20 protein-coding genes are annotated in these 22,935 nt (G+C 68.2%); 12 read left to right on the forward strand and 8 right to left on the reverse strand.

Features of this window, described 5'->3' with window-relative positions:
- Nucleotides 1-22: 22 nt before the first annotated feature.
- Nucleotides 23-598: a TetR/AcrR family transcriptional regulator gene (locus ACQ1RG_RS06030; protein WP_095375133.1), complete on the forward strand. Its 576-nt coding sequence runs from the start codon at nucleotides 23-25 to the stop codon at nucleotides 596-598.
- Nucleotides 599-712: 114 nt separating this feature from the next.
- Here the strand turns inward: ACQ1RG_RS06030 and ACQ1RG_RS06035 are convergent, their stop codons facing one another.
- The 4 genes from ACQ1RG_RS06035 to ACQ1RG_RS06050 form a co-directional block, all read right to left on the reverse strand.
- Nucleotides 713-1,009: an antibiotic biosynthesis monooxygenase family protein gene (locus tag ACQ1RG_RS06035; RefSeq protein ID WP_009377486.1), complete on the reverse strand. Its 297-nt coding sequence runs from the start codon at nucleotides 1,007-1,009 to the stop codon at nucleotides 713-715.
- A 335-nt stretch (nucleotides 1,010-1,344) separates the two neighbouring features.
- Entirely contained in the window at nucleotides 1,345-2,595 is a 1,251-nt protein-coding gene (gene fmdA / locus ACQ1RG_RS06040; RefSeq protein WP_009377480.1) for a formamidase, read from the reverse strand.
- Between the two features lie 155 nt (nucleotides 2,596-2,750).
- Nucleotides 2,751-2,978, reverse strand: coding sequence for a zinc ribbon domain-containing protein (locus ACQ1RG_RS06045; protein WP_414017403.1), 228 nt, complete (start codon nucleotides 2,976-2,978; stop codon nucleotides 2,751-2,753).
- A gap of 295 nt (nucleotides 2,979-3,273) precedes the next feature.
- Nucleotides 3,274-4,641 (reverse strand): site-specific DNA-methyltransferase, encoded by a 1,368-nt coding sequence (locus ACQ1RG_RS06050; protein ID WP_063250436.1) that lies wholly within the window; start codon nucleotides 4,639-4,641, stop codon nucleotides 3,274-3,276.
- Nucleotides 4,642-4,677: 36 nt separating this feature from the next.
- Between ACQ1RG_RS06050 and ACQ1RG_RS06055 the strand changes: the two genes are divergently transcribed.
- The gene (locus ACQ1RG_RS06055) at nucleotides 4,678-6,168 is read left to right on the forward strand and encodes an FAD-dependent oxidoreductase (RefSeq protein ID WP_430600700.1); all 1,491 of its coding nucleotides are present in this window, start codon (nucleotides 4,678-4,680) and stop codon (nucleotides 6,166-6,168) included.
- A gap of 79 nt (nucleotides 6,169-6,247) precedes the next feature.
- Here the strand turns inward: ACQ1RG_RS06055 and ACQ1RG_RS06060 are convergent, their stop codons facing one another.
- Complete coding sequence (locus ACQ1RG_RS06060) at nucleotides 6,248-6,529, reverse strand: hypothetical protein (protein WP_063250438.1); 282 nt, start codon at nucleotides 6,527-6,529, stop codon at nucleotides 6,248-6,250.
- A gap of 79 nt (nucleotides 6,530-6,608) precedes the next feature.
- The gene (locus ACQ1RG_RS06065; protein ID WP_063250439.1) at nucleotides 6,609-7,964 is read right to left on the reverse strand and encodes a helix-turn-helix transcriptional regulator; all 1,356 of its coding nucleotides are present in this window, start codon (nucleotides 7,962-7,964) and stop codon (nucleotides 6,609-6,611) included.
- Between the two features lie 273 nt (nucleotides 7,965-8,237).
- Here ACQ1RG_RS06065 and aceA point away from each other — a divergent pair, with 273 nt between their 5' ends.
- Both aceA and ACQ1RG_RS06075 read left to right on the forward strand, forming a co-directional pair.
- On the forward strand, nucleotides 8,238-9,527 hold the full coding sequence (gene aceA / locus ACQ1RG_RS06070; protein ID WP_131248148.1) for an isocitrate lyase: 1,290 nt from the start codon (nucleotides 8,238-8,240) through the stop codon (nucleotides 9,525-9,527).
- 208 nt (nucleotides 9,528-9,735) lie between these two features.
- Nucleotides 9,736-11,340 (forward strand): malate synthase, encoded by a 1,605-nt coding sequence (locus tag ACQ1RG_RS06075; protein ID WP_082834980.1) that lies wholly within the window; start codon nucleotides 9,736-9,738, stop codon nucleotides 11,338-11,340.
- 141 nt (nucleotides 11,341-11,481) lie between these two features.
- On the opposite strand, the gene ACQ1RG_RS06080 is transcribed toward ACQ1RG_RS06075, so the two are convergent.
- Entirely contained in the window at nucleotides 11,482-12,069 is a 588-nt protein-coding gene (locus ACQ1RG_RS06080; RefSeq protein ID WP_009377461.1) for a DinB family protein, read from the reverse strand.
- Between the two features lie 134 nt (nucleotides 12,070-12,203).
- On the opposite strand from ACQ1RG_RS06080, the gene ACQ1RG_RS06085 reads away from it, so the two are divergent.
- Together ACQ1RG_RS06085 and ACQ1RG_RS06090 are read left to right on the forward strand one after the other, a co-directional pair.
- Entirely contained in the window at nucleotides 12,204-13,172 is a 969-nt protein-coding gene (locus tag ACQ1RG_RS06085; protein WP_063250441.1) for a helix-turn-helix transcriptional regulator, read from the forward strand.
- 43 nt (nucleotides 13,173-13,215) lie between these two features.
- Nucleotides 13,216-13,605 (forward strand): universal stress protein, encoded by a 390-nt coding sequence (locus tag ACQ1RG_RS06090; protein WP_009377457.1) that lies wholly within the window; start codon nucleotides 13,216-13,218, stop codon nucleotides 13,603-13,605.
- Nucleotides 13,606-13,608: 3 nt separating this feature from the next.
- Here ACQ1RG_RS06090 and ACQ1RG_RS06095 read toward each other — a convergent pair whose 3' ends face one another.
- A complete protein-coding gene (locus ACQ1RG_RS06095; RefSeq protein WP_063250442.1) occupies nucleotides 13,609-16,503 on the reverse strand; it encodes an FAD-binding and (Fe-S)-binding domain-containing protein in 2,895 nt (964 codons plus the stop codon).
- 353 nt (nucleotides 16,504-16,856) lie between these two features.
- Here ACQ1RG_RS06095 and ACQ1RG_RS06100 point away from each other — a divergent pair, with 353 nt between their 5' ends.
- From ACQ1RG_RS06100 to ACQ1RG_RS06125, 6 genes are all read left to right on the forward strand, one after another.
- On the forward strand, nucleotides 16,857-17,051 hold the full coding sequence (locus tag ACQ1RG_RS06100) for a hypothetical protein (RefSeq protein ID WP_009377453.1): 195 nt from the start codon (nucleotides 16,857-16,859) through the stop codon (nucleotides 17,049-17,051).
- Nucleotides 17,052-17,445: 394 nt separating this feature from the next.
- The gene (locus ACQ1RG_RS06105) at nucleotides 17,446-18,423 is read left to right on the forward strand and encodes an inositol monophosphatase family protein (protein ID WP_063250443.1); all 978 of its coding nucleotides are present in this window, start codon (nucleotides 17,446-17,448) and stop codon (nucleotides 18,421-18,423) included.
- Between the two features lie 172 nt (nucleotides 18,424-18,595).
- Complete coding sequence (locus ACQ1RG_RS06110) at nucleotides 18,596-19,585, forward strand: siderophore ABC transporter substrate-binding protein (RefSeq protein ID WP_063250444.1); 990 nt, start codon at nucleotides 18,596-18,598, stop codon at nucleotides 19,583-19,585.
- An 84-nt stretch (nucleotides 19,586-19,669) separates the two neighbouring features.
- The gene (locus ACQ1RG_RS06115; RefSeq protein WP_197464196.1) at nucleotides 19,670-20,752 is read left to right on the forward strand and encodes an ABC transporter permease; all 1,083 of its coding nucleotides are present in this window, start codon (nucleotides 19,670-19,672) and stop codon (nucleotides 20,750-20,752) included.
- A gap of 1 nt (nucleotide 20,753) precedes the next feature.
- On the forward strand, nucleotides 20,754-21,839 hold the full coding sequence (locus tag ACQ1RG_RS06120; RefSeq protein WP_179952598.1) for an iron chelate uptake ABC transporter family permease subunit: 1,086 nt from the start codon (nucleotides 20,754-20,756) through the stop codon (nucleotides 21,837-21,839).
- Complete coding sequence (locus ACQ1RG_RS06125) at nucleotides 21,836-22,591, forward strand: ABC transporter ATP-binding protein (protein WP_063250445.1); 756 nt, start codon at nucleotides 21,836-21,838, stop codon at nucleotides 22,589-22,591. The genes ACQ1RG_RS06120 and ACQ1RG_RS06125 overlap by 4 nt, the downstream gene beginning before the upstream one ends.
- Nucleotides 22,592-22,935 lie beyond the last annotated feature (344 nt).

Consider the following 22,935-nt stretch of genomic DNA (forward strand, 5'->3'; position numbering starts at 1 on the left):
GAGCATATTGTAAAATGGCGGCATGCCGAAGATCGTCGATCACGCCGCCCGACGCACAGAGATCGTCCATGGGCTGTGGCAGGTCATCTACACCCGCGGCATCGACGCTGTGACCTTCAGGTCTGTCGCCGATGCCGCGGGGATCTCCATCGGTCGAGTCCAGCACTACTTCCCCTCACGCGAAGGGCTCATCCTCGAGGGGTGCCGGCAGCTGGTGGCAAGTGCCGAGCTCGGCGACGGAGACGATGCTGGGGATCGGGTCGCTGAGCTCACGGAGTTCCTCCATGCCTTCATTCCGGGCAGTGAGGCGAGGAGGATGGGTGCGTCCGTCTGGTTCACCTACGTCGCCAAAGCGGTCGGCGACCCGGACATCGCCGAGATCGTCGTCGCCAACGATCGCAGGACGGAGGAGGCGGCGACGGCGAAGGTGGAGCGAGCAGGTGTGAAGGGCGACGGGTCGGTGCTGTCGGCTGCCGATGTCGCAGTGCGTCTTGTCGCACTCGCCAAGGGGCTGGCCCAGGACGTCATGCTCGACGTCCGCTCGCCGGCCTCGGCCTATCGGATCCTCGATGACGAAGTCGAACGGGTCGTGTCGTAAGCGGCTCGGCAGTGACGACTCAGGCGACCGGGTGGAAACCCGGTCGCATGAGATGAGAAAGGAAGCGTCCCGTTGCGGGAGGGGTCGTTGCGAGGCTGCACAGTCGTTGACCGTTCAGTCGCCGAGGTCGACGACCTCGAACTCGAGGAGTTCGGCACCCGTCGACACGGGCTCCTTGCCGGTCGACTCGTGCGAGGACTTGCGGTTGGCCTTCCAGTTCTCGAAGTCCTCCTTCGTCGCCCACTGGGTGTAGACGAAGTAGCGGTCGCCGCCGGCCGTGGGTCGTAGCAGCTGGAAGCCTTCGAAGCCCGGGGCGTTGTCGACCGAGTGCTTGCGCGCGGCGAAGCGCTTCTCGAGCTCGGGTCCCGCGTTCTCGGGGACGGTGAGGGTGTTGATGGCGACGACCGACATGTCTTCTCCTTGGGTGATCGACGGTGTGGCTGCTGTCGCCTCCGACACTACGACCGCACCCTGGGCCGGAGCTGGGCTGTCCGCATGCGATCGCGGTGCGTCTCGCCGCCGTAGGGTACAGGGCGGAGTGCGCTGACTCGCCGGGGGCGGCGCGAAACCGGGCCGCTGACGCGCCGCTCGAGCGAAATCGAGGACGCTCAGTGTCGATATCGGCGCGCCGAATCGACACTCCGCGTCCTCGACTCGGCGGGTGGTCGGGGCCGCGCCCACCGCCTCCGCCGGCCGCGCCCGCCGCCCCCGCCAGCACCCTGCCGCGCGCAGCACCCGCGACCCGCTCAGAACGTCGAGTGCGGCGCCCCCTGCCCGGGATCGATCTGCACGGGGCCGCCGGCGCCGGGGGTGACGTCGAAGTCGAACATCGCCGTCGGCAGGTAGACCGTTGCGCACGAGTTCGGGATGTCGACGACGCCGGAGAACCGTCCCTCGATCGGCGCCGCGCCGAGGAGCAGGTACGCCTGTGCCGCGCTGTAGCCGAACTTCGTCAGGTAGTCGATGGCGTGGAGGCAGGCGCGCTGGTAGGCGAGCTGAGAGTCGAGGTAGCGCTGCTCACCGTCGAGGGTGACCGAGGTGCCGGAGAACGCGAGCCACTCCGAATACTGCGGATCGGTGTTGCCCGGCTGGAAGATCGCGTTCTCGCTCACCCCGTACGTGTCCATGCCGCCCTTGATGATCTCGACGCGGAAGTCGATGAACCCGCCCATCTCGATCGCCCCGCAGAACGTGATCTCGCCGTCGCCCTGGCTGAAGTGGAGGTCGCCGACGGAGAAGTTCGCCCCGTCGACGAACACCGGATAGAACACCCGAGTGCCCTTCGTGAGGTTCTTGATGTCCTGGTTGCCGCCGTTCTCGCGTGGGGGAGCGGTGCGCGCGCCCTCCTCGGCGACCCGGTCGAAATCCTCACCGGTGAGCGATCCGAGGATCGCACCGTTGGGCTCCGGCGGCAGCGCGAGCGGGGGTTCGCGGTCGGGGTCGGTGGCGATGAGCGCGGCCTCGCGGGTGTTCCACGTTCCGAGCAGGTCCGCACTCGGCGCGGTCCCCATGAGGCCGGGGTGGATGATTCCGGTGAACGAGACGTGCGGGACGTGGCGGGAGGTCGCGGTCCCGCCGCTGAAGTCCCAGATCGCCTTGTACGCGTCGGGGAACTGGTCGACGAGGAACGAGCCGCCGTTCTGCTTTGCGAAGATGCCCGTGTAGCCCCACCCCTGACCGGCGAGCGGGCCCTCCTCCTGCGGGATCGGCCCGACGTCGAGGATGTCGACGATGAGGAGGTCGCCCGGCTTCGCGCCCTCGACGGCGATCGGACCCGAGAGCGCATGGACGATGTCGACCGGGGCATCGCGGACGTCGTCGGCGCTGTCGTCGTTCTTGATGAAGCCGTCGAACCATTCGCGGCAGTCGACGCGGAAGGACTGTCCCGGCTTGACGTGGACGGCGGCGGGGATGTCGGGGTGCCACCGGTTGTGGCCGACGATCTTCTGGTCGGTGAAGGGCTTGGTCGAATCGAGCGGGAAGACGACGTCGGGCATGGCACTTCCTTTCCTCTGGGGTGTCCGCGGTCGCGGTCGACCGCGGGGATGGTGCGGGCAGTACGCATGGGGCGGGTGGAGCTGGCGATGTGAGTGGTGCCGGTCGTGCGGGCGGAGCTGGCGGTGCGGGTCGTGCAGGTGGAGGTGCGGTTCGGCTAGGCGCGCGGAAGCTTTGCGTGCCGAGGATCGCGGCTGACCTTCTGGCGCCGACGGCTCGACCCGGGAAGGCGAGAGACGACGGCGGGGGATTCGGCGGAGCGTTCCGTGGATTCGATGAGTTGCTTCGCCTGAGATGATCCGGCGCCGAGGTGGGGCGACCCGACGATCGACCGTGCACGTCCGCTGCAGCCGGGGCAGGGGATGGAACCGGGTTTGTCGGCCATCGGATAGACACGCTCGGAGTCACCGCACGCGTCGCAGCGGAAGAGATACGTGGGCACTGCACCACCCCTGTCATCAGCGTCGGAGGAATCTCATTCTGTCAGTGTGATCGCCATCACGGAAGAGGTGTGGGGCAAATCCCTGCGCGATCGTGGGCAGTCGCGGTCGCGCCTGCCCTCGTGCGCTTCTGGGCTGCGGAGAGTCGGCCGCGCCGGGAAGGTGGACGCTCAGTGTCGATTCCGGCGCCGTGAATCGACACTCCGCGACCTGAACTCACTGAGTGCCCGCCCCCGCGGCTCAGGCCTCTGCGGCGGGCGGGTCCGCGACGGCCACCTCGGTGAAGGTGAGGCCGGGTGCCGAGGCATCGGCGGCGCGGCGGATGCGTTCGGCGGTGAGCTCGCTGATCGTCGCGAACTCGGGGCGGGCACTGTCTGCGTCGCTTCCGCTCGCAGCGCGCACGTCTGCCTCACCCTGACGACCCCCGTTCCCGTTGACCCCAGCACCCGCACCTCCCCGAGCACCGCGCCCGCCACTGGCCCCGCGCCCGCCACTGGCCCCGCGCCCGCCGCGCAGCTCCTCCGGCGTCTGGATGAGGATGAAGGACCGCTGCCCGTCGTCGCGGCGGTTGGCCTCCATCACCGCCTGCGCGGTCGTCCCGGATCCGGCGAAGAAGTCGAGGACGATCGCCGTGGGGTCGAAGAAGGTCTGCGCGGTGATGAGCGTCTTGACGAGTTCGACGGGCTTCGGATATCCGAACACACCGCCGAGCCCGAGGTCCTCGAGGTCGTTCTGCCCGCCGAGCGCCTTGATGATCGAGTAGAGCTTCGAACTCGCAAGTTCGTACGGCGTCACCCGCACGACCGCGTGCTTGCCCGGCCCCCACGGGCGGAGGACGAACTCGCCCGAGGCCAGCTTCGCGTCCACCTCGGCGAGCTTCTTCTCCCCTTTGACCGCGAGGATGTCCTCGTACATGAGCCGCCGCTCCGACCCCCGCGCATAACGGCCGAAGCTCGCGCGCAGGACGTCGGTCTCGACGAGCATCTTGCGCCCGTCGATGACCTCGACCTTCGCCGGTGCCTTCTTCTCGGTGAGGAACGTCCCCGCGGACCGGGCGTCCTTGCCCCACACGTGGATGTAGTCGTGCCCGCGGACGAACGACGGCGAATTGCCCCCGCCTTTCGCGCGCTGGTGGATGAGGGTGCCGAGCGAATTCGCCTCCCCGAAGACCTCGTGCCCGAGCAGCTGCGCCCACGCGCTCTCCCCGTCGTCGAGGTGGAGGTAGAGCACCCCGTCATCGCGCATGAGCTCGCGCGCGAGCATGAGCCGCGGCGCCATGAAGTCGAGCCAGCTGTCGTGGTCGTGCCCGCGGTCGCGGTACGCGTGCGCATTGCCCGTGTTGTACGGCGGATCGATGTAGACGACCTTGACCCGCCCCCGATGCGTGGCGAGCAGGCTCTGCAGGCCGGGCAGATTGTCCCCGACGATGAGGAGGTTCTCGTCCGGATCCGGCACGACCGACCGTGGCCCGGCTGTCTTCGCACTCGGATCCATCCCCTCGCCGAGGCGGCCGCCGGCAGCCGTGAATCCCGGACCTGCCGTGGCGCTGAGTTCGCGTCCGAGGGTGAGCGACTTCTCCTTGCCGGGCCAGCTCAGAGCGGTCGCCATCTTCTCCAACTCCCTCGACGATGCCAAGATTGCTGTATGAGTATTTCACGAGTGGCAGTCGTCGGCGCAGGCATCATCGGTGTGGCGCTCGCCCGCGAGATCACCCGTCAGCTCCCCGACGCCGAGGTCACGGTCTTCGACCGCGGGCCGGGAATCGCCTCGGCGCAGAGCGGTCACACCGCGGGCATCGTCCATGCCGGTCTCGACGCCGAGCCCGGATCCCTCGACGCGACGCTCGCCCGCCGCGGGCTCGAACTCCTCATCCCCTACCTCGTCGGGCAGGGACTCGCCTACCGAGAGTGCGGGCAGCTCGTCGTCGCGCAGGACACCGACGAGGTCGACCGCCTCGACGACCTGCTCACCAGGGCGAAAGCGAACGACGTGCCCGGGGTGCGCATGGTCGATCGGGCCGAGATGCGCGAGATCGAACCGGCCGCCAGGGGAGTCCAGGCTCTCTACTCTCCGCACACCGCGATCACCGACTTCGAGGCCGTCACCGAGGCGCTCGCCTCCGAGATCCGCGACGCAGGCGGCCGCTTCCGCTTCCTCACCGAGGTCACCGGCATCGACGCGCTGAGCAACGAGGTGCGCATCCGCACCCGCGCCGTCAGCCCCAAAGACGACTCGGGAGTGTCCAGCGAGTCCGGCTATTCGACCGACCTCGTCGTCGAATCGGACTCCGACCCCGACGGGGAGGTCCACGACCGTCCCCGCACCTACCGCGGCGGTGAGGACGAGGCCGTCGCCGATGTGTCGGCACGGGGCGGTCTGCGCGGTCGCCTCGGCGATGAGCTGCGCACCCGGTTCGGCGACAAGGACTGGTTCAAGCAGGCCGAGGACCGGATCGACGGGTGGTCCGATCGGAACCGTCCCACCGGCACCGAGGTGGATGCCGGCACCTTCGACCTCGTCCTCGTCGCCGTGGGACTCCAGTCCGATCGACTCGCCGCGGCGTCCGGGCTCTCCGCCGATCCGCGCATCGTTCCGTTCTCGACGACGTATTCGCGACTCGATGCTCCCGCCGCCGAGGCGGTCCACGGCATCATCTCGTCCGTGCCCGACCCGCAGGAGCCGTTCGAGGAGACCGTGCTCGCCCGCACCGTCACCGGTGGGCTGCTGCTCGGGCCGAACACGCACATCGCGCTCGGTCGCAGCGACGGTTCGGTCGGCGACATCGACCTCGGCGACCTCGGTGCCTCGTTCGGATTCTCCGGGTTCTGGAAGTTCGCGAAGCGCAACGTCCGCTCGGCCGCGGAGGGAGTACGGTCGGCGGCGAGCACCTCGGCGTTCGTCGAGCGGATCAGGAAGTACGCCCCCGACCTCGACACCGCGGGGATGGCTGCCGGACCCAAGGGGGTCAGCGGCCAGGCGATCGATGGCAAGGGCGAACACGTCACCGGGCTCGTCGTCACCGCCCGCGGACGGCTCACTCAGGTGCGGAACACCCCACGGGCGGGAGCCACCTCGGCGCTGGCGATCGCCGAGCACGTCGTCACCGCGGCCCTGAAGTCCGCGGGGAGACGGTGAGGCTTGGCGGCTCGCTGAAGTCAGCGGAGAGGACAGGGGACACAGCGGTCGGTCGCTGAGGTCGGCCGAATCGAGCGGACTATCGCTCAGGATCTCCGGCGGAACGCTTCCTCAGCGACGAGTCCTTCTTCTGGGTCGAATAGACATAGGTGAGGACAAGCCCGGACACGATCGGAACGACGATGAGGCTTGGCAGGATTCGGGTGAAGGCCTCGCCCATCTCGCCGGTGAGGAATCCGAGGATCGGCCACATCATGATGGGCACGGCGGAGATGCCGACCCATGTGAGGACGAAGTCCGTGCGAGTCTGCGGACGCTCTGTGAAGAATCTGCGGATCGCGCTCTTCTCCGACGACGGCACTGCTCAACCTCCCACGTTTCTCAACCTCACGGTAGTGGCTGGTGGGAGGCCATTCAAGGATCGTCCACGGGACGCGACCTCAGCCGGAGTGGCGCTCGAGGAACTCGTAGACCTCGGTGTCGTCGACGCCGGGGACGGCGCCGGGCGGGACGGCAGCGAGGAGGGAGGCGTGCATCTTCGCCGAGGGCAGGGAGTTGTCCTCCCACTTCGCGGCGAGCTCCTCCGGGGCGGTGCGGCAGCACGAGGGATCCGGACAGCGTGACTGCGAACGGATCGAGGATTCCCGGCCTTCGAACCATTTGACGTGGGCGAACGGCACGCCGACGCTGATCGCGTAGTCGCCTCCCGGCAGCACCCTGGCCGTGCACCAGTACGACCCCTGCGGGGTGTCGGTGTACTGGTAGTACGGGCTGAACCGGTCGGCGACCCGGAAGACCGTGCGCGAGGTGAACCGCTTGCACGCGAACTGCCCCTCGATGGCCCCGAGCGGGTCCGTGGGGAAGGGGAGCCCGTCGTTCGAGTACGCCTTGTGGATCGTGCCCGAGGCGTGGACCTTCATGAAGTGGACGGGCAGACCGAGGTGCTCGGTGGCGAGGTTGGTGAACCGGTGCGCGGCCATCTCGTAGCCGACGCCGAACATGTCGCGCAGGTACTCCACCGACAGCTCGCGCTTCCGCTTCGCCTCGGTGAGGACGGGCACCGCCGCGCTCTCAGGCAGGAGGACGGCGGCGGCGAGGTAGTTCGCATCGACGCGCTGCTGGAGGAACTCGCGGAAGTCCTTCGGCGCCCCGTGCCCGAGGACGTGCGGGGCAAGGCTCGTGAGCAGGTGCGTGCGCGGATCGAACGCGGCATCGGCATTGGGCAGGTAGATGCGCCGATTCGCGGTGTCGGAGATCGACCGGGTCGAGCTCGGCAGGTCGGAGACGTAATGGAGGCTGAAGCCGAGCTTCTCCGCGATCGTCGCCGTCTCGCGCTGGGACACGGTCCCCGACTCGTAGCCGGCGAGGCTGAGCAGCTCGGCCGCCTGCTCCTCGAGGTCGGCGAAGTAGTTGTGCTTCTCGCGCATCGTCTCCCGCAGCTCACGGTTGGCTCGCCGTGCCTCCTCCGGGGTCGCCGCCCGCCTGGTCAGCACCTCGGCGAGCTGGCGCTGGAGGCCGACGATCGCCTCGAGCGCATCCTGCGGCAGCGACTTGATGCGCACCTGCGGCAGTCCGAGGGACGAGTACATCGGGGAGGCCTGATTCCGTTCGGCCTCGAGTTCGAGGCCCTGCCGACCGTCGACGGGAGTCGGGTCGAGAAGGTCCGCGACCTCGGTTCCCAGGGCCTCGGCGATCGCGGTGAGCAGGGTGACAGAAGTTTCTCGCTTGCCGTTCTCGATCGTCGAGATCTGCGAGGCCGCACGGTCCACCTTCTCCCCGAGCTCGGCGAGCGTCATCCCCGCCTGTTTGCGAAAGAATCGGATTCTTCTGCCGATGCTGAGGCTGTCGACGGACTGCTTCGACTCCGACTTTGAAGCTTGAACACTGGTCACAACCGCCTCCGAGGCGTCGATCCGGATGGTGCATTGCGAATGTGACCAGTATGACAGAACCGGGAAATTTCACCAATGGGAAGAACGCAGAATTTTCTCCTCACTTTTCTCTGTCGGAGGGCTTGCGCGCCCAGCAAGATGGATCACACGAACCTCGGAACGACACAGGAGAGAACCATGAACACCACGCCGAACGAACTGCACGACGTCGAAGCGATCCGCCGCGACTGGGCCACCAACCCCCGCTGGCAGGGAGTCGCCCGCGAGTACTCGCCGGAAGACGTCGTCAAGCTGCGCGGCTCGGTGATCGAGGAGCACACGCTGGCCCGCCGCGGAGCCGAGAAGCTCTGGGAGGAGATCCACGACCTCGACTTCGTCAACGCCCTCGGCGCGCTGACCGGCAACCAGGCCGTCCAGCAGGTCAAGGCCGGCCTCAAGGCCATCTACCTCTCCGGCTGGCAGGTCGCCGCCGACGCGAACCTCTCCGGCCACACCTACCCGGACCAGTCGATCTACCCGGCGAACTCGGTTCCCGCGGTCGTCCGCCGGATCAACAACGCACTCATGCGCGCCGACCAGATCGAGCACGCCGAAGGCGTCAAGACCGTCGAGGACTGGATGGTCCCGATCGTCGCCGACGCGGAGGCCGGCTTCGGCGGTCCGCTCAACGCCTTCGAGCTCATGAAGGGCATGATCAACTCCGGCGCCGCCGGCGTCCACTGGGAGGATCAGCTCGCGAGCGAGAAGAAGTGCGGCCACCTCGGCGGCAAGGTCCTCATCCCGACCTCGCAGCACATCCGTACCCTCCAGTCGGCCCGTCTGGCCGCCGACGTCGAGAACGTCCCCTCGGTCATCATCGCCCGCACCGACGCCGACGCCGCGACGCTCATCACCACCGACGTCGACGAACGCGACCAGCCGTTCATCACCGGCGAGCGCACCGCTGAGGGCTACTACAAGGTCCGCAACGGACTCGAGGCCTGCATCGCCCGCGGCAACGCGTACGCTCCGTACTCGGACCTGCTGTGGATGGAGACCTCACTGCCCGACCTCGAGGTCGCCAAGCAGTTCGCCGAGGCGATCCACACCGAACACCCGGACCAGCTGCTCGCCTACAACTGCTCGCCGTCGTTCAACTGGAAGAAGCACCTCGACGACGACACGATCGCGAAGTTCCAGCGCGAGCTCGGAGCGATGGGCTACAAGTTCCAGTTCATCACGCTGGCCGGCTTCCACGCCCTCAACTACTCGATGTTCGACCTCGCCCACGGCTACGCCCGCGAGCAGATGAAGGCCTACGTCGACCTGCAGGAGCGCGAGTTCGCCGCCGAGGATCGCGGCTACACCGCGACCAAGCATCAGCGCGAGGTCGGCACCGGATACTTCGACCTCGTCTCGACCGCAGTCAACCCGGACGGATCGACCCTCGCGCTGTCCGGCTCGACCGAGGAAGCCCAGTTCCACTGAGCACCCGCCCCGCACTTGCCGGGCCCAGACGGCCCGGCAGGTGAGGACCCACCAGACTCGGCGCGGTTCGGCGATGTTTTCACGGGGTTTGCATCGTCGATCCGCGCCGGCACCTCCGCCCAGCACCCACCCCGACCAACCGCACCGCACCACTCCAGTTCCCACCAGCACGGTCCCACACAGCACTCGAATGAGTGAGGAGAAGACAATGTCCCGCATCACGATCAACGCACCTGAGGCACCCGGACACGACACCGTTCTCTCGGCACAGGCGCTCGACTTCGTCGCGGGCCTCCACGAGAACTTCGCCGACCGCCTCGGCGGGCTCATGGCCAAGCGCGGCAGCCGTTCGGCGGAGATGAACGACGGCACCCTGCCCCGCTTCACCCCCGACTACGCCGCCGTCCGCGCCGACCGCACCTGGCAGGTCGCCGGCTCTCAGGACGCTCCGGGACTCGAGGACCGCCGGGTCGAACTCGCCGGCCCCGTCACCGAACCCGAGGTCGTCCGGGCGCTCAACTCCCAGGCCAAGGTCTGGATCGCCGACTTCGAGGACTCGACGAGCCCGACGTGGGCGAACATCCTCGGCGGACAGCACGCCCTCTACCTGGCCGTGCGCGACCAGCTGCCCGGCGTGAGCAACCGCAACCAGCCGACCATCGGCATGCGCCCCCGCGGCTGGCACCTGCCGGAGAAGCACCTCATGGTGACCGGCGACGACGGTGAGCAGACCCCGGCGATCGGCGCGCTCGTCGACTTCGGCCTCTACTTCTTCCACAACGCGAAGACGCTCATCGATTCCGGTTCGGGACCGTACTTCTACCTCCCCAAGCTCGAGTCCTCGCTCGAGGCCCGGCTGTGGAACCAGATCTTCGTCTGGGCGCAGGATGAGCTCGGCATCCCGCAGGGCACGATCCGCGCGACCGTCCACATCGAGACGATCGCCGCCGCATTCCACATGGAGGAGATCCTCTGGGAGCTGCGCGACCACTGCGCCGGTCTCCAGGCCGCCGGCTGGGACTACCTGTTCTCGGTGGTGAAGAACCTCCGCCACTCGACGGAGTTCATCCTCCCCGACCGCGACCGTCTGACGAACTCGCTGCCCCTGATGAAGGCCTTCACCGACCGTCTCGTGTGGACCTGCCACCGCCGCGGCGCCCACGCGATCGGGACGATGACGAACCTCATGACCAGCCACCCCGACGAAGGCTTCGTCGCCGCCGAGTTCGCGCGGATGCGTGAGGACAAGGCCCGTGAGGCCTGGCAGGGCTTCGACGGCACGTGGGTCGCCGATCCCGGCCTCGTCCCGGCCGCACTCGCCGTCTACGACGCAGCCCTCGGTGAGAAGGCGCACCAGCTGGAGAACATGCGCCCCGACGTCCGCGTGTGCGCCGAGAACCTCCTCGACATCACCGGACTAGAGCCGGTCGTCACCGAAGAGGGCGTGCGGGTCAACATCCGCGTCGCCATCGGCTACCTCAACGAGTGGCTCGGCGGCAACGGCAACGTGGCGCTGGAGAACCTGCTCGAGGACGTCTCGACCGCGGAGATCTCCCGGTCGCAGATCTGGCAGTGGATCCACCACGAGGTCACCCTCGACAACGGCCAGCCGGTGACGCGGCAGCTCGTCGAGCGCTACCTCGGCGAGGAGCTCGCGCTCATGGAGCGCACCCCCGCTGACCACGTCACCGAGGCGGTCGAGATCTTCCGGGCCTCAGCGCTCACCGACGACTTCCCCGAGTTCCTCACGGTGCCCGCCTACACCGAGCACCTCGTCGACCGCGTCGCCAAGGCCGCGGTCAGCGCAGCCTGAGTGGTCCGCCTCGGCGGGAGACGTCAGACGGCGGACCGTCTCGGCGGGGACCATCGATCCGCATCGGCACCCTGGACCTGTTCGGACTCGCACTGCACAGCGAGTCACGGCAGGAACGGGGTGCCGATGTGTGGGTTCGGCTCAGCCCTCGGGCGGCCACGGCAGCCCCTCGGCCTGGGCGTTGAGCTGGTACGAGACCGCGCCGTCGATCGATTCGCGGATGATGTCGGCGTGGCCGGCGTGCCGCGCGATCTCCGTGTTGAGGTGGGCGAGGATCCAGCGCACCGACATGTCGAAGTCCTTCGGCATCCACGGGTTGTTCACCGGGACCTTCGCGTCGAGGTCGATCCCGTCCGCCGCGGCCTGGGTGCGGGTGGCGGTGATCTCGGCGACGGCGCGGTCGAAGGCGGCGAGCACCTCGGCCAGGGTCAGATCCGGCAGGGTCGCGCCCTCGAAGGATCCTAAGAGCCCGAGTTCCTCACCGAACGCGGCGTAGTCCTCCTCGGTGGCGACAAGCGACGGGTCGCGGACCTGCTGCAGCCAGCCATAGACGACGTGGGCTGAGTGGGCGAGCAGCCCGGCGATGCTCAGCGAACTCACCGTCGGGGTGCTGCGGGCCTGCTCGTCGGTGAGGCCTGCGGCGGTGAGGCGCAGCTGCTGGCACTGCTGTTCGAGGAAGCTCAGCTGGGCGTCGGTCTCGGTGGTCACGGGCGGGGCGAAGAAGGGCATGACGACTCCTGATGGTCGGGTCCGGCCTGGTGTGGGGTGAGCGGCTCGGCGCGATCGGCGATGCGCTTGAAACCATCATCCGACCGATTGCGGACATATGATGTCCGCATGCACGATGATCCGGCCAGGTGCCCATGAGCTCCGAATCCCGCCTCCTCTCCCTCCTCGCGCGGCTCGGGACCGGTCGGTCGTTCACCGCGACTGACCTCGCCGTGGAGTTCGGCGTCACCGAACGGACGATCCGACGCGACATCGCGACCCTGCGCGAGCTCGGCTACACCGTCGATGCCGCCCCCGGAGTCGACGGCGGGTACCGGGCCGGCAGCCGGACCGTGCTGCCGCCCCTTCAACTCGAATCTGGGGAGGCCTTCGCGACCGCGCTCGGTCTCTCACTCCTCGCTGGCGCGGGCCTCGGAAGTGCGGACACCGCCTCGGCGAGCGGGAAACTCGAGGCGATGCTCCCGACCACGGCCGCCTCCGCGGTGAGGGAGATCGGGACCGCGGTCACCGTCGCCCCCGGCAACGAGCCCGACGTCGACCATGCCGCGGTCGGGGCCATCGCCTCGGCGATCGCCGCCCGCCGTCGCATCACCTTCGCCTACGCGAAGCCGTGGACCGACGCCGCGCCGGCCGTCCGACGGGTCGAACCCGCCCAGCTCGTCGTGCTCGGCTCTCATTGGTACCTCTACGCGTGGGATCTCGACCGCAGCGACTGGCGGGTCTTCCGTCTCGACCGGCTGAGCGAGGTCCATGTGACGACGTTCGGCTTTCCGCTGCGACCTGCCCCCGACGCCGAGGCGGCGGTGCGTCGCGCGGTCACCGTCGCCGCGTACGAGCACACGATCGTCCTCGACCTCGAGGCCACCCCGGCCGAGATCGAGCCATGGTTCTCCACCCGTGCCGCGACGATCGCCGAGGTCAGCGGGGGTGTGCGCGTGACGTTCGGGGTGCCAGACCTCGGCGCGGCGGCGATCTACACCGCAAACATCCCGTTCCCGTGCCGCGTCGTCGATCCGCCGGAGTTCGTCGCGGAGCTCTCAGTGATGCGCGGGCGGATCGGCGCGATCATGGCCGCAAGCGACACCGAGGTGTCCGGGAAATGACCGGACGGTGAACGACAACGGGAGTCGTCCATATACTGATGCCATGACGATTCTCATCGGCTATCTCCCTGCCCCGGAAGGCGAGGCGGCGCTGCGCGCGGGATTCGCAGAGGCCGCGCTGCGCACGTGCGACGCCGTCGTGGTCAACTCACAGCGACGCGGTGCCAGCGGCACCCCGACCGAGATCGACAAGGACGACATCGATCGCATCGTCGCCCTCGGTGAGGAGGCGGGAGTCGCGGTCACCGTGCTCCAGCCCGACCATGAGGACGACGTCCCGGGAACCCTCAACGACCTCGCCGCCGAGCACGATGCCCAGCTCATCGTCATCGGCCTGCGGAAGCGCTCGGCGATCGGAAAGTTCATCCTCGGATCCCAGGCCCAGCGCATCCTCCTCGAAGCCGAAGTCCCCGTCCTCACAGCGAAGGCCTGAGACTCAGCGCCCCACCTCGAGACCGTGCCCCCACGCGAGGAGCTCGGCCAAGGAGACCCCGGTTGAGTCGCTGAGATCGGCGATCTGCGTCCTGCACGAATAGCCGTCGGCGAGGACGACGCGCATCCGTTCGTCGTCGTCCCGCTCTCGTTCGGCGCGTTCGCGGTCGGCGCGTTCGCGCTCGACGCGCAGTGCGGGCAGCAGCGCAAGCTCAGCCACGGCGACCGAGGTCTCGAAGTGACCGGCCTCGACCCCGAAGTTCCCCGCCAGCCCGCAGCACCCGCCGAGGAAGTCGGCGCTCGCTCCCGCCCGGGAGAGGAGCTCTCGGTCTGGGGCTGTCCCGAGCACCGCCGACTGATGGCAGTGCGGCTGGACGACCGCGTCGACGCCGGCGAGGTCGGGCAGTTCGGCACCGATCCCGAGGAGATATTCCGCGAGCGTCTGCACCCGCGACCCGACCCGCTCGGCCGCATCGCTCGCGAGCAGCTTCTGCGCATCGTCCTTGAGAGTCGCTAGGCACGAGGGTTCGACCCCGACGATCGGCGCATCCCCGGTCGCATCGAGGGCGGCGACCGTCTCGCCGAGGTGGTTGCGCGCGGCATCGAGCTGGCCGGTCGAGATGAGGGGTAGACCGCAGCACACCGACTGCTCGACCACACGTACCCGCACGCCCGCATGCTCGAGGACGGCGACCGCGGCCGCAAGGATCCTCGGCGCGAAGTGGTTCGACCACGAATCCGCGAAGAGGATGACTTCGCCGAGGCGGTCGGAGGCCCCAGCCCCCGCCTCGGCGCGGGACCGCCACCAGCTCCGGAACGTCGTCGTCGCGAACGTCGGAATCGACCGGCGGGGATCGATCCCCGCCACCCGCTTTCCCAGCGCACCGACCCCCGGCACCCGGGCGACCCGGTTGACCAGGTGCGCGACCGGGGTGAGAGCGTTCGCCAGCTGCGGGAGGAAGCCGAGCGCATAGTGCGAGGGCGGCCGCATCCGACCCCGATAGGACTGGTGGAGGACTTCGGCTTTGTATGTGGCCATGTCCGTGCCCGTCGGGCACTCGCTGCCGCACGCCTTGCAGGACAGACAGAGGTCGAGCGCCTCGGCGACGGCAGGGGAGTCCCATGCGGTCGTGACCAGGTCACCGGAGACCATCTCCTGGAGCACCCGGGCGCGCCCCCTCGTCGAGTGCAGCTCATCCCTCGTGGCCTGGAACGATGGGCACATGATCCCACCGTTCGCCGCGGAATCCGCGCGGCATTTGCCGACCCCCGTGCACCGGTGGACGGCCGAGGCGAACCCGTCGGACTCGTCCGGATACGCCATCGCGAGCGGACCGGGCAGCCGATCGCGGCTGGGCAGCTCGGTCAGCCGGATCGATGCGTCGAGGGGGTCGGGGTCGACGATGACCCCGGGGCCGAGAAGGTGGCGGGGATCGAAGAGCTCCTTGACCGTTCGGTTGAGGTCGATGACCTCGGGCGGGTAGAGCAGCGGCAGCAACTCGGAGCGCGCGCGACCGTCACCGTGCTCTCCCGAGACCGACCCGCCGTAGCCGGCGACGAGCTCGGTCGCCGCGACGAGGAATCGCCGCAGCACCGCCGGGCCGTCGGGCTCCTCGAGGGGGAAGTCGACGCGCATGTGCAGGCATCCGTCCCCGAAGTGCCCGTACGGGATCCCCCACAGCCCGTGCTCGTCGAGGAGGTCCATGAGATCCCGCAGATAGTCGCCGAGGTGCTCGACCGGAACCGCGGAATCCTCCCACCCGGCGTGGGCGTCGCGCCCGTCGGGGGTGCGCGAGACGAGCCCCGCACCGTCGGCGCGGATCGCCCACACCGCCGCTGCGGTCTCCGCGTCGACGACGGCGGAGTCGAGAGCACGGGACTCATCGATGAGACGGTGCGCCTCCTCGGCGAGGATCTCGGCATCGTCGCCGGTGAGTTCGACGACGAGCCAACCGGCGCCCTCAGGCAGAGCGGGAACGGCGTTCCCGCCCTTGGCCGCGATGACCCGGTCGAGCATCCGCGAATCGAGACCCTCGCACGCCGCGACGGGGAAATCGCGCAGCAGCGGAGCGTCGTGGGCGGCGGCGACCATGTCCGGATACCCGAGGACGACCGCGGCCGTATGGGCGGGTTCGGGTACGAGCCGCATCTTCGCGGCGAGCACGATGCCCCACGTGCCCTCGGACCCGGCGAAGGCACGACGGACGTCAAACCCGTTCTCCGGCAGCAGCGCCTCGAGACCGTAGCCGGAGACCTGACGGGAGAACGTGCCGAGATGGGTGCGGATCGTGCCCAGGTGCTCACCGATGAGTGCATGGAGGCGCGGGAACAGTTCCCGGGGATCCGCATCATCGAGGTCGACGACCGTGCCGTCGACGAGCATGATCCGCAGCGCGAGGATGTTCTCCCCCGTGCGTCCGTAGCCGAGCGCACGCGGACCGCACGCGTTGTTGCCGATCATCCCTCCGATCGTGCACCGGGTGTGCGTCGACGGATCGGGACCGAAGCGCAGACCGTGCTCCCGCGCTCGTGCCTGCAGGCTCGCATGGACGCACCCGGCTTCGACCCACGCGCTCTGCTCGACGGGGTCGAGGTCGAGCACCGTGTTCATGTGCCGAGAGAAGTCGAGGACGATCCCGGTGCCGATCGCGTTGCCTGCGATCGACGTCCCCGCACCACGACAGGTGATCGGCACGCCGAGGCGGCGGGCGACCGAGAGCGCAGCCGCGACGTCGTCCTCGCCGCAGGGGAAGACGACAGCCTGGGGCACGAGACGGAAGAGGGAGGCATCCGAAGAGTAGGCGGCGCGGTCGGCGGTTTCTCCGGTGACATCGCCGACACCGGCGGCGGAGAGCTCGGCGACGAGTGCCTCGGCCGAGGCGGAGGATGGAGCGCTCATGGGAGCATTGTGCCACCGGTGCGGAGGCGGCGGCGCCCGAGTCCGTGCGGAACGAGCAATGCCCTTTTCGCAATCGGCATTGTCACGGTCGGATATTGTGCCGATGTGCGGAATTCGCACACCTCGTACTCAGATTAGGACCGAACCTTCCAGTATTCGGGAAAAATTGGCGTGACATAGGCGTCGTGGTATTTAATAGAAGTACATTTTCCTGTGGCGGTGTGCCACATGTGCAGGCAAGGAAAGAAACAATGTCACGTCGCGCTCGCGAATTAACAGTGGATCAGACAGCCCTGGTTGCGGCTGTGCGCAGAATTTCACGGCAGCGAACCAAGATCAACACGAACTACGTCATGTCCATCCTCCGCGCACGCGAGGAGGGAGCCACCTTCGGTGCCATCGCCGAGGCCGCAGGCACCTCCTCCCAGGCAGTGCAGGAGATCGTGCGCAGGCACGGGCGTGTGCAGCGCTCCGAGGGATCGGGCGACGCTGCTCGGAAGCAGCCCGAATCGGTCGGCGCCGAAGCGCCGGCAGCAGCCGCCGAGTGACGCAGTCGGGCAGGGTGACGGCGGGACGACCCGCCGTCGGCCTCCCCGTGTGCGTTGATGCGAGATGGGCGTAGTGCCCCGAGATCGTGAATTTTTATAGGGTAAGGCAAATTGTAGCCATTCCGGTTTATCGGACAATTCGACTGGTGTTTACACGGTAAGTTGTCGAATTCTTCAATAAACAATTCGGCTGGTCGTCTTGTCTTTTCCCGCTGGCAGGGATCCCTCATTTCACTGCGGTCGCAGCGGGCCCGCCCTGTGCGGAATCCGCACCCCTGCCGGGGTGGGAGCCGAGCCCATGCCGAAACCTCGCCCCGACCCCGGCCGGGGCATCGGCCGGACCCTCGCTGGGACGCGAACCGGACTCGCGGATCGTGCGCGTTAGAGTGGCGGCATGAGCGCATCCACGCACCTGCCCGCCGACCTCGCCGCGGACCCTCTCGTCCGCATCGCCGCTGACTTGGCCGTCATCGCCTGGGAGCGGATGACGGCATGGCGGGCATCGCTCGGTGCCGATCTCGACGAGTCGGTCGTCGACACGAAGACCTCGCCGAACGACCTCGTCACCCTCGCCGACGCGCAGATCGAAGCACTCGTGCGCGGGTACCTCAGCGCTGTGCGTCCCGGCGACGTCATGGTCGGCGAGGAGGGCGCCGAGGCGATCGACCCGGTGGAGTTCTTCGACCGCGATCTGCTGCGCCGCCTCGCCGCGTTCGATCCTGTCGCCGGTGCCCTCGCCGAGGCGGGGAGCGAGGGCCGCTTCGAATGGCACGTCGACCCGATCGACGGCACCGTCAACTTCGTCCGCGGCATCGAGCACTTCGCCTTCTCCGTCGGCGTCCTCGACACAGCGACCGACGCCTGGGCAGTCGGACTCGTCGCCTCTCCCGGGCTCGGAGCCACATGGGTGGCCGGACGGTCTCGGGGTGCCTACCGCGTCGAGGGTCGGCTCTTCGACCGGATGCCGGAGCCGGATCTCAGCGCCGCCGATGCCCCCGCCGCCGGCGTGCCCGCGGCGGCCACGTCCGCGACTCGGCTCTCGGGGGCGCCCGTCGGTCTCTCGGGACGGCTGCTCGCGACCGGGTTCGCCTACCGCGGTGACAACCGCGGCCGACAGCTGGCCAAGCTGCCCGCTCTCATGGACGGCTATGACGACATCCGCCGCTGCGGGTCGGCCGCGCTCGATCTCTGCATGGTCGCCGAGGGACGAGTCACGTGCTACGCCGAACGCGGGCTCGGCATCTACGACTACGCCGGCGGCGCCCTCGTCGCCGAGGAGGCCGGAGCCTTCGTCCACCGCGGGGGCAGTGGCGGTCCGACGGCCGCGGCCGATTCGGCCGCAGAGCTCGCGCGCCTCATCGACACCATCTGAGGCCGGGGCCCGACCCGGTCGACCTGCGCCGATACTCGTTCGAGAGCCTCGGCGCGGGAACTGTGACAGGGATAACGCAAGACAGGCGTCGTCTATTTCTGAGAGATTAGGCTAAGCTAACTCACAGATGGCTCACATCTGCGTACCGATCGCCTCAAGGAAGTAGAACACGATGATCTCGACCCGCCTCCGCCTCGGCGCCGCCCTCGGTGTCCTGGCCCTGGCCCTGTCCGGCTGCTCCTCCGCGGAGTCCGAAGCCCAGGCCGACACCGCCGCCTCGAGCACGATCAAGGTCGAGGACAACAACGGCACGCAGACCGTGACGACCCCTCCGACCTCCGTCGTCGCCACGGACAACCGCACCTTCGAGACACTCGACGCGTGGGGCATCAAGCTGAGCGCGGGCGCCCGCGGCCTCATGCCGCAGGGACTCTCCTACACGAGCGACGAGTCGATCCCCGACCTCGGCACCCACCGTGAGCCCGACCTCGAGCAGGTCGCCGCCGCCAAGCCCGACCTCATCGTCAACGGGCAGCGCTTCGCCCAGTTCCACGACGATCTGCAGAAGCTCGCCCCCGAGGCCGTCGTCCTCGAGCTCGACCCGCGCGACGGCGAAGCCTTCGACGAGGAACTGCGTCGCCAGACCACCGTCCTCGGTGAGGTCTTCGGCAAGCAGGACGAGGCGAAGAAGCTCGTCGAGGACTTCGACGCCTCGATCGACCGTGCCAAGGCCGCCTACAACGGCAGCGACAAGGCGATGGGCGTCATCACTACCGCCGGCGACATCGGCTACGTCGCCCCGTCGGTCGGCCGCACCGTCGGACCGGTCTTCGACATCCTCGACCTCGATCCGGCCCTCGAGGTCGAAGGCGGCAGCGAAGGCGACAAGGGCGACGACATCTCCGTCGAGGCGATCGCCGAGTCCCAGCCCGACCTCATGATCGTCATGGACCGCGATGCCTCCTTCACCGCCGACCGCCGGGAGAAGGGATCGGCTCCGGCCGCCGAGGTGCTCGAGAAGTCCGAAGCCCTCAAGGACGTTCCCGCGGTGAAGAACGACAAGATCGTCTACTTCCCCGAGGACACCTACCTCAACGAGGGCATCCAGACGTACACCGAGTTCTTCAACGGCTTCGCCGACAAGCTCGAAGCGCAGAAGTAAGCAGAACCGGGTGCGGGTGAGACCCGCACCGGAACCACCGCGGCGGCGCCCACGCGCCGCCGCGGTGCGAGCGGGAACGGCAGCATGACGAACTCAGGGACCACGGACGACCGGACGGCCGCCTCGGCGGACGACCGCCTCGGCGAGGACACGAACGAGCCCCAGGACACGGACGGCACCGGCAGGACCGGCAGGACCGGTCGCCCGGCGACGAGTCGGGGACCGCTCTTCAGCTGGCAGCTGGGACTCGCGACCCTCGCGGTGGCGGGCCTCCTCGTCGCCTCCCTGCTCACCGGGGTCTACGACATCTTCGGCGCGGCCGACGGGGCGGAGATGTTCCAGATCACCCGGGTCCCGCGGACGGTCGCGCTCGTCCTCGCCGGCGCGGCGATGGCGATGTGTGGGCTTGTCATGCAGCTGCTCACGCAGAACCGATTCGTCGAGCCGACGACGACGGGCACGACGGAATGGGCGGGCCTCGGGCTCATGCTCACCGTCATCATCTACCCCGAGGCGACGATCGTGCAGCGGATGATCGGCGCGATCCTCGCCGCCTTCATCGGCACCCTCGTCTTCTTCCTCTTCCTCCGCCGCGTCTCGCTGAAGTCCTCGCTCATCGTCCCCATCGTCGGGATCATGCTCGGCGCCGTCGTCGGAGCGGTCTCGACCTTCATCGCCGTGTCCACGGACATGCTCCAGAGCCTCGGGATCTGGTTCGCCGGCAGCTTCACCTCGATCCTGCGCGGACAGTACGAGGTCCTCTGGATCGTCGCGATCGTCGTCGTCGCCGTGTTCATCACCGCCGACCGGTTCACCGTCGCGGGCCTGGGCAAGGAGATCTCGACGAGCGTCGGACTCAAGTACAACCAGATCATCCTCATCGGCACCGTCCTCGTGGCCATCGCCACCGGCGTCGTCACCGTCGTCGTCGGCAACCTCCCCTTCCTCGGGCTCATCGTGCCCAACATCGTCTCGATGATGCGCGGCGACGACCTGCGCTCGAACCTGCCGTGGGTGTGCCTGCTCGGGATCGCGATCGTCACCGTCTGCGACCTCATCGGACGTCTCATCATCGCCCCCTTCGAGATCCCCGTCTCCCTCATCCTCGGCATCGTCGGGGCCGCCGTCTTCATCGTCCTGCTGCTGCGGCAGCGGAGGAGGAGCTGACATGCGCAGCATGGACACCGACGACCGCGGTGCGGAACCGCGCACTTCCGCGACCACCCCGGCAGCCGCCTCGGCGAGGACGACCGGACGCCATTCGGGGGCACTGACGACGGCTGCGGCCCGTCGACGGTACTGGACGATCATGGGCGTGCTCGCGGCGGCCGCGCTCGGGATCGCCTTCGGACTCCTCGCGTGGGACAACCCGCTGCCGATCACGGACGAAGGCTTCTGGCTCATCGCGGGCCTGCGCGGGCGCAGCCTCGTCGTCCTCGTCATCGTCGCCCTGTGCCAGGCGTTCGCGACGGTCGCGTTCCAGACGGTGACGAACAACCGGATCATCACGCCCTCGATCATGGGCTTCGAGTCGCTCTACGTCGCGATCCAGACGGCGACGATGTACTTCTTCGGGGTGACCGCACTCGTCGAGCTGCGCGGGGTGCTGCCCTTCACGATGCAGCTGGTCGCGATGATCGGGCTCTCGCTCGCCCTCTACGGCTGGCTGCTCTCGGGGAAGTACGCGAACGTCGAGGTCATGCTCCTCGTCGGCATCGTCATCGGCGGCGGACTCGGAGCGGTGGCGACGTTCATGCAGCGCACGCTCACCCCGAGCGAGTTCGACGTCCTCTCCGCCCGCCTCTTCGGATCGATCGCGAACTCCGATGCGACCTACCTGCCGGTGGCGATCCCCCTCTGCCTCATCGCATGTGCGGCCATCTACCTGTCCGCACCGCGGCTCAACGTGCTCGCGCTGGGCAAGGACGTGACCGGCAACCTCGGGCTCAGCCACAGGGCCGCGACGATCACAATCCTCTTCTTCGTCTCGATCCTCATGGCGGTGTCGGTGTCGATGATCGGGCCGATGATCTTCCTCGGCTTCCTCGTCGCGATGCTCTCCTACCAGTTCTCCGACACCTACGACCATCGGTACGTGCTGCCGATGGCGGGCCTGCTCGGGTTCGTCATCCTCGGCGGAGCGTACTTCATCCTCAAGAACATCTTCTACGCCGAAGGCGTGGTCTCCATCATTATCGAAGTCATCGGCGGAGGCGTGTTCCTCTTCGTCATCATGCGGAAGGGTCGACTGTGATCACACTCGGCGACGTGGCCAAGAACTACAGCGAGACCGTGCAGATCGGTCCCGTCGACGTGACGATCCCCGCCGGCGGGGTGACCGCCCTCGTCGGACCCAACGGGGCGGGGAAGTCGACGCTGCTGACGATGATCGGGCGCCTGCTCGACATCGATTCCGGGGCGATCGAGATCGCCGGATACGACGTCGCCTCGACGAAGTCGAAGGACCTCGCGAAGATCGTCTCCATCCTCCGCCAGGAGAACCACTTCATCACCCGGCTGACGATCCGCCAGCTCGTCGGCTTCGGCCGGTTCCCCTACTCGAAGGGGCGTCTGACCACGGCCGATGAGGAGATCATCTCCCGGGCGATCGACTTCCTCGAACTCGGGGAGCTCGAGAACCGCTTTATCGACGAGCTCTCCGGCGGCCAGCGGCAGCGTGCCTACGTCGCGATGGTGCTCGCCCAGGACACCGACTACGTCCTCCTCGACGAGCCGCTCAACAACCTCGACATGAAGCACTCCGTGCAGATGATGCAGCACCTGCGCCGAGCCGCGACCGAGATGGGGCGCACGATCGTCATCGTCATCCACGACATCAACTTCGCCGGCCACTACGCCGACCACATCTGCGCGGTGAAGAACGGGAAGGTCGCCGAGTTCGGCACCCCCGAGGAGATCATGACCGCCGAGGTGCTCACCCGGGTCTTCGACACCCCCGTCGACGTCGTCGACGGCCCCCGCGGCCGCCTCGCCGTCTACTACTGAGAGATGGCGGCCTGAGCGGTGGTGATCGTCCGCTGCTGAGCGGCGCCACCGCCGTGATGGCTGGCGCCGCCCGCGTTTGTGGTCAATAAACCGAGGGTTTCAGGCCGGATCGGCGATTTTCCCTCGGTTCTTCGACCACAACTCGCTGCAGCGCCGCAGTGCTTCTGAAGAACGTTGCAGCCCGCCCGCTGCTTGGGGATGCTGCCGCTCTCCTGCTGCTGAAGTTCACCGCAGCCCGCGCTCGTGGCTGGAGGGTTCCCCCGCGCGCGTTAGTGGTCGAAGAACCGAGGGTTTCAGGCCGAATCGGCGATTTTCCCTCGGTTCTTCGACCACAAACTCGCCGC

Source organism: Brevibacterium sp. K72 (assembly GCF_050562175.1).
Lineage (GTDB): Bacteria > Actinomycetota > Actinomycetes > Actinomycetales > Brevibacteriaceae > Brevibacterium > Brevibacterium casei.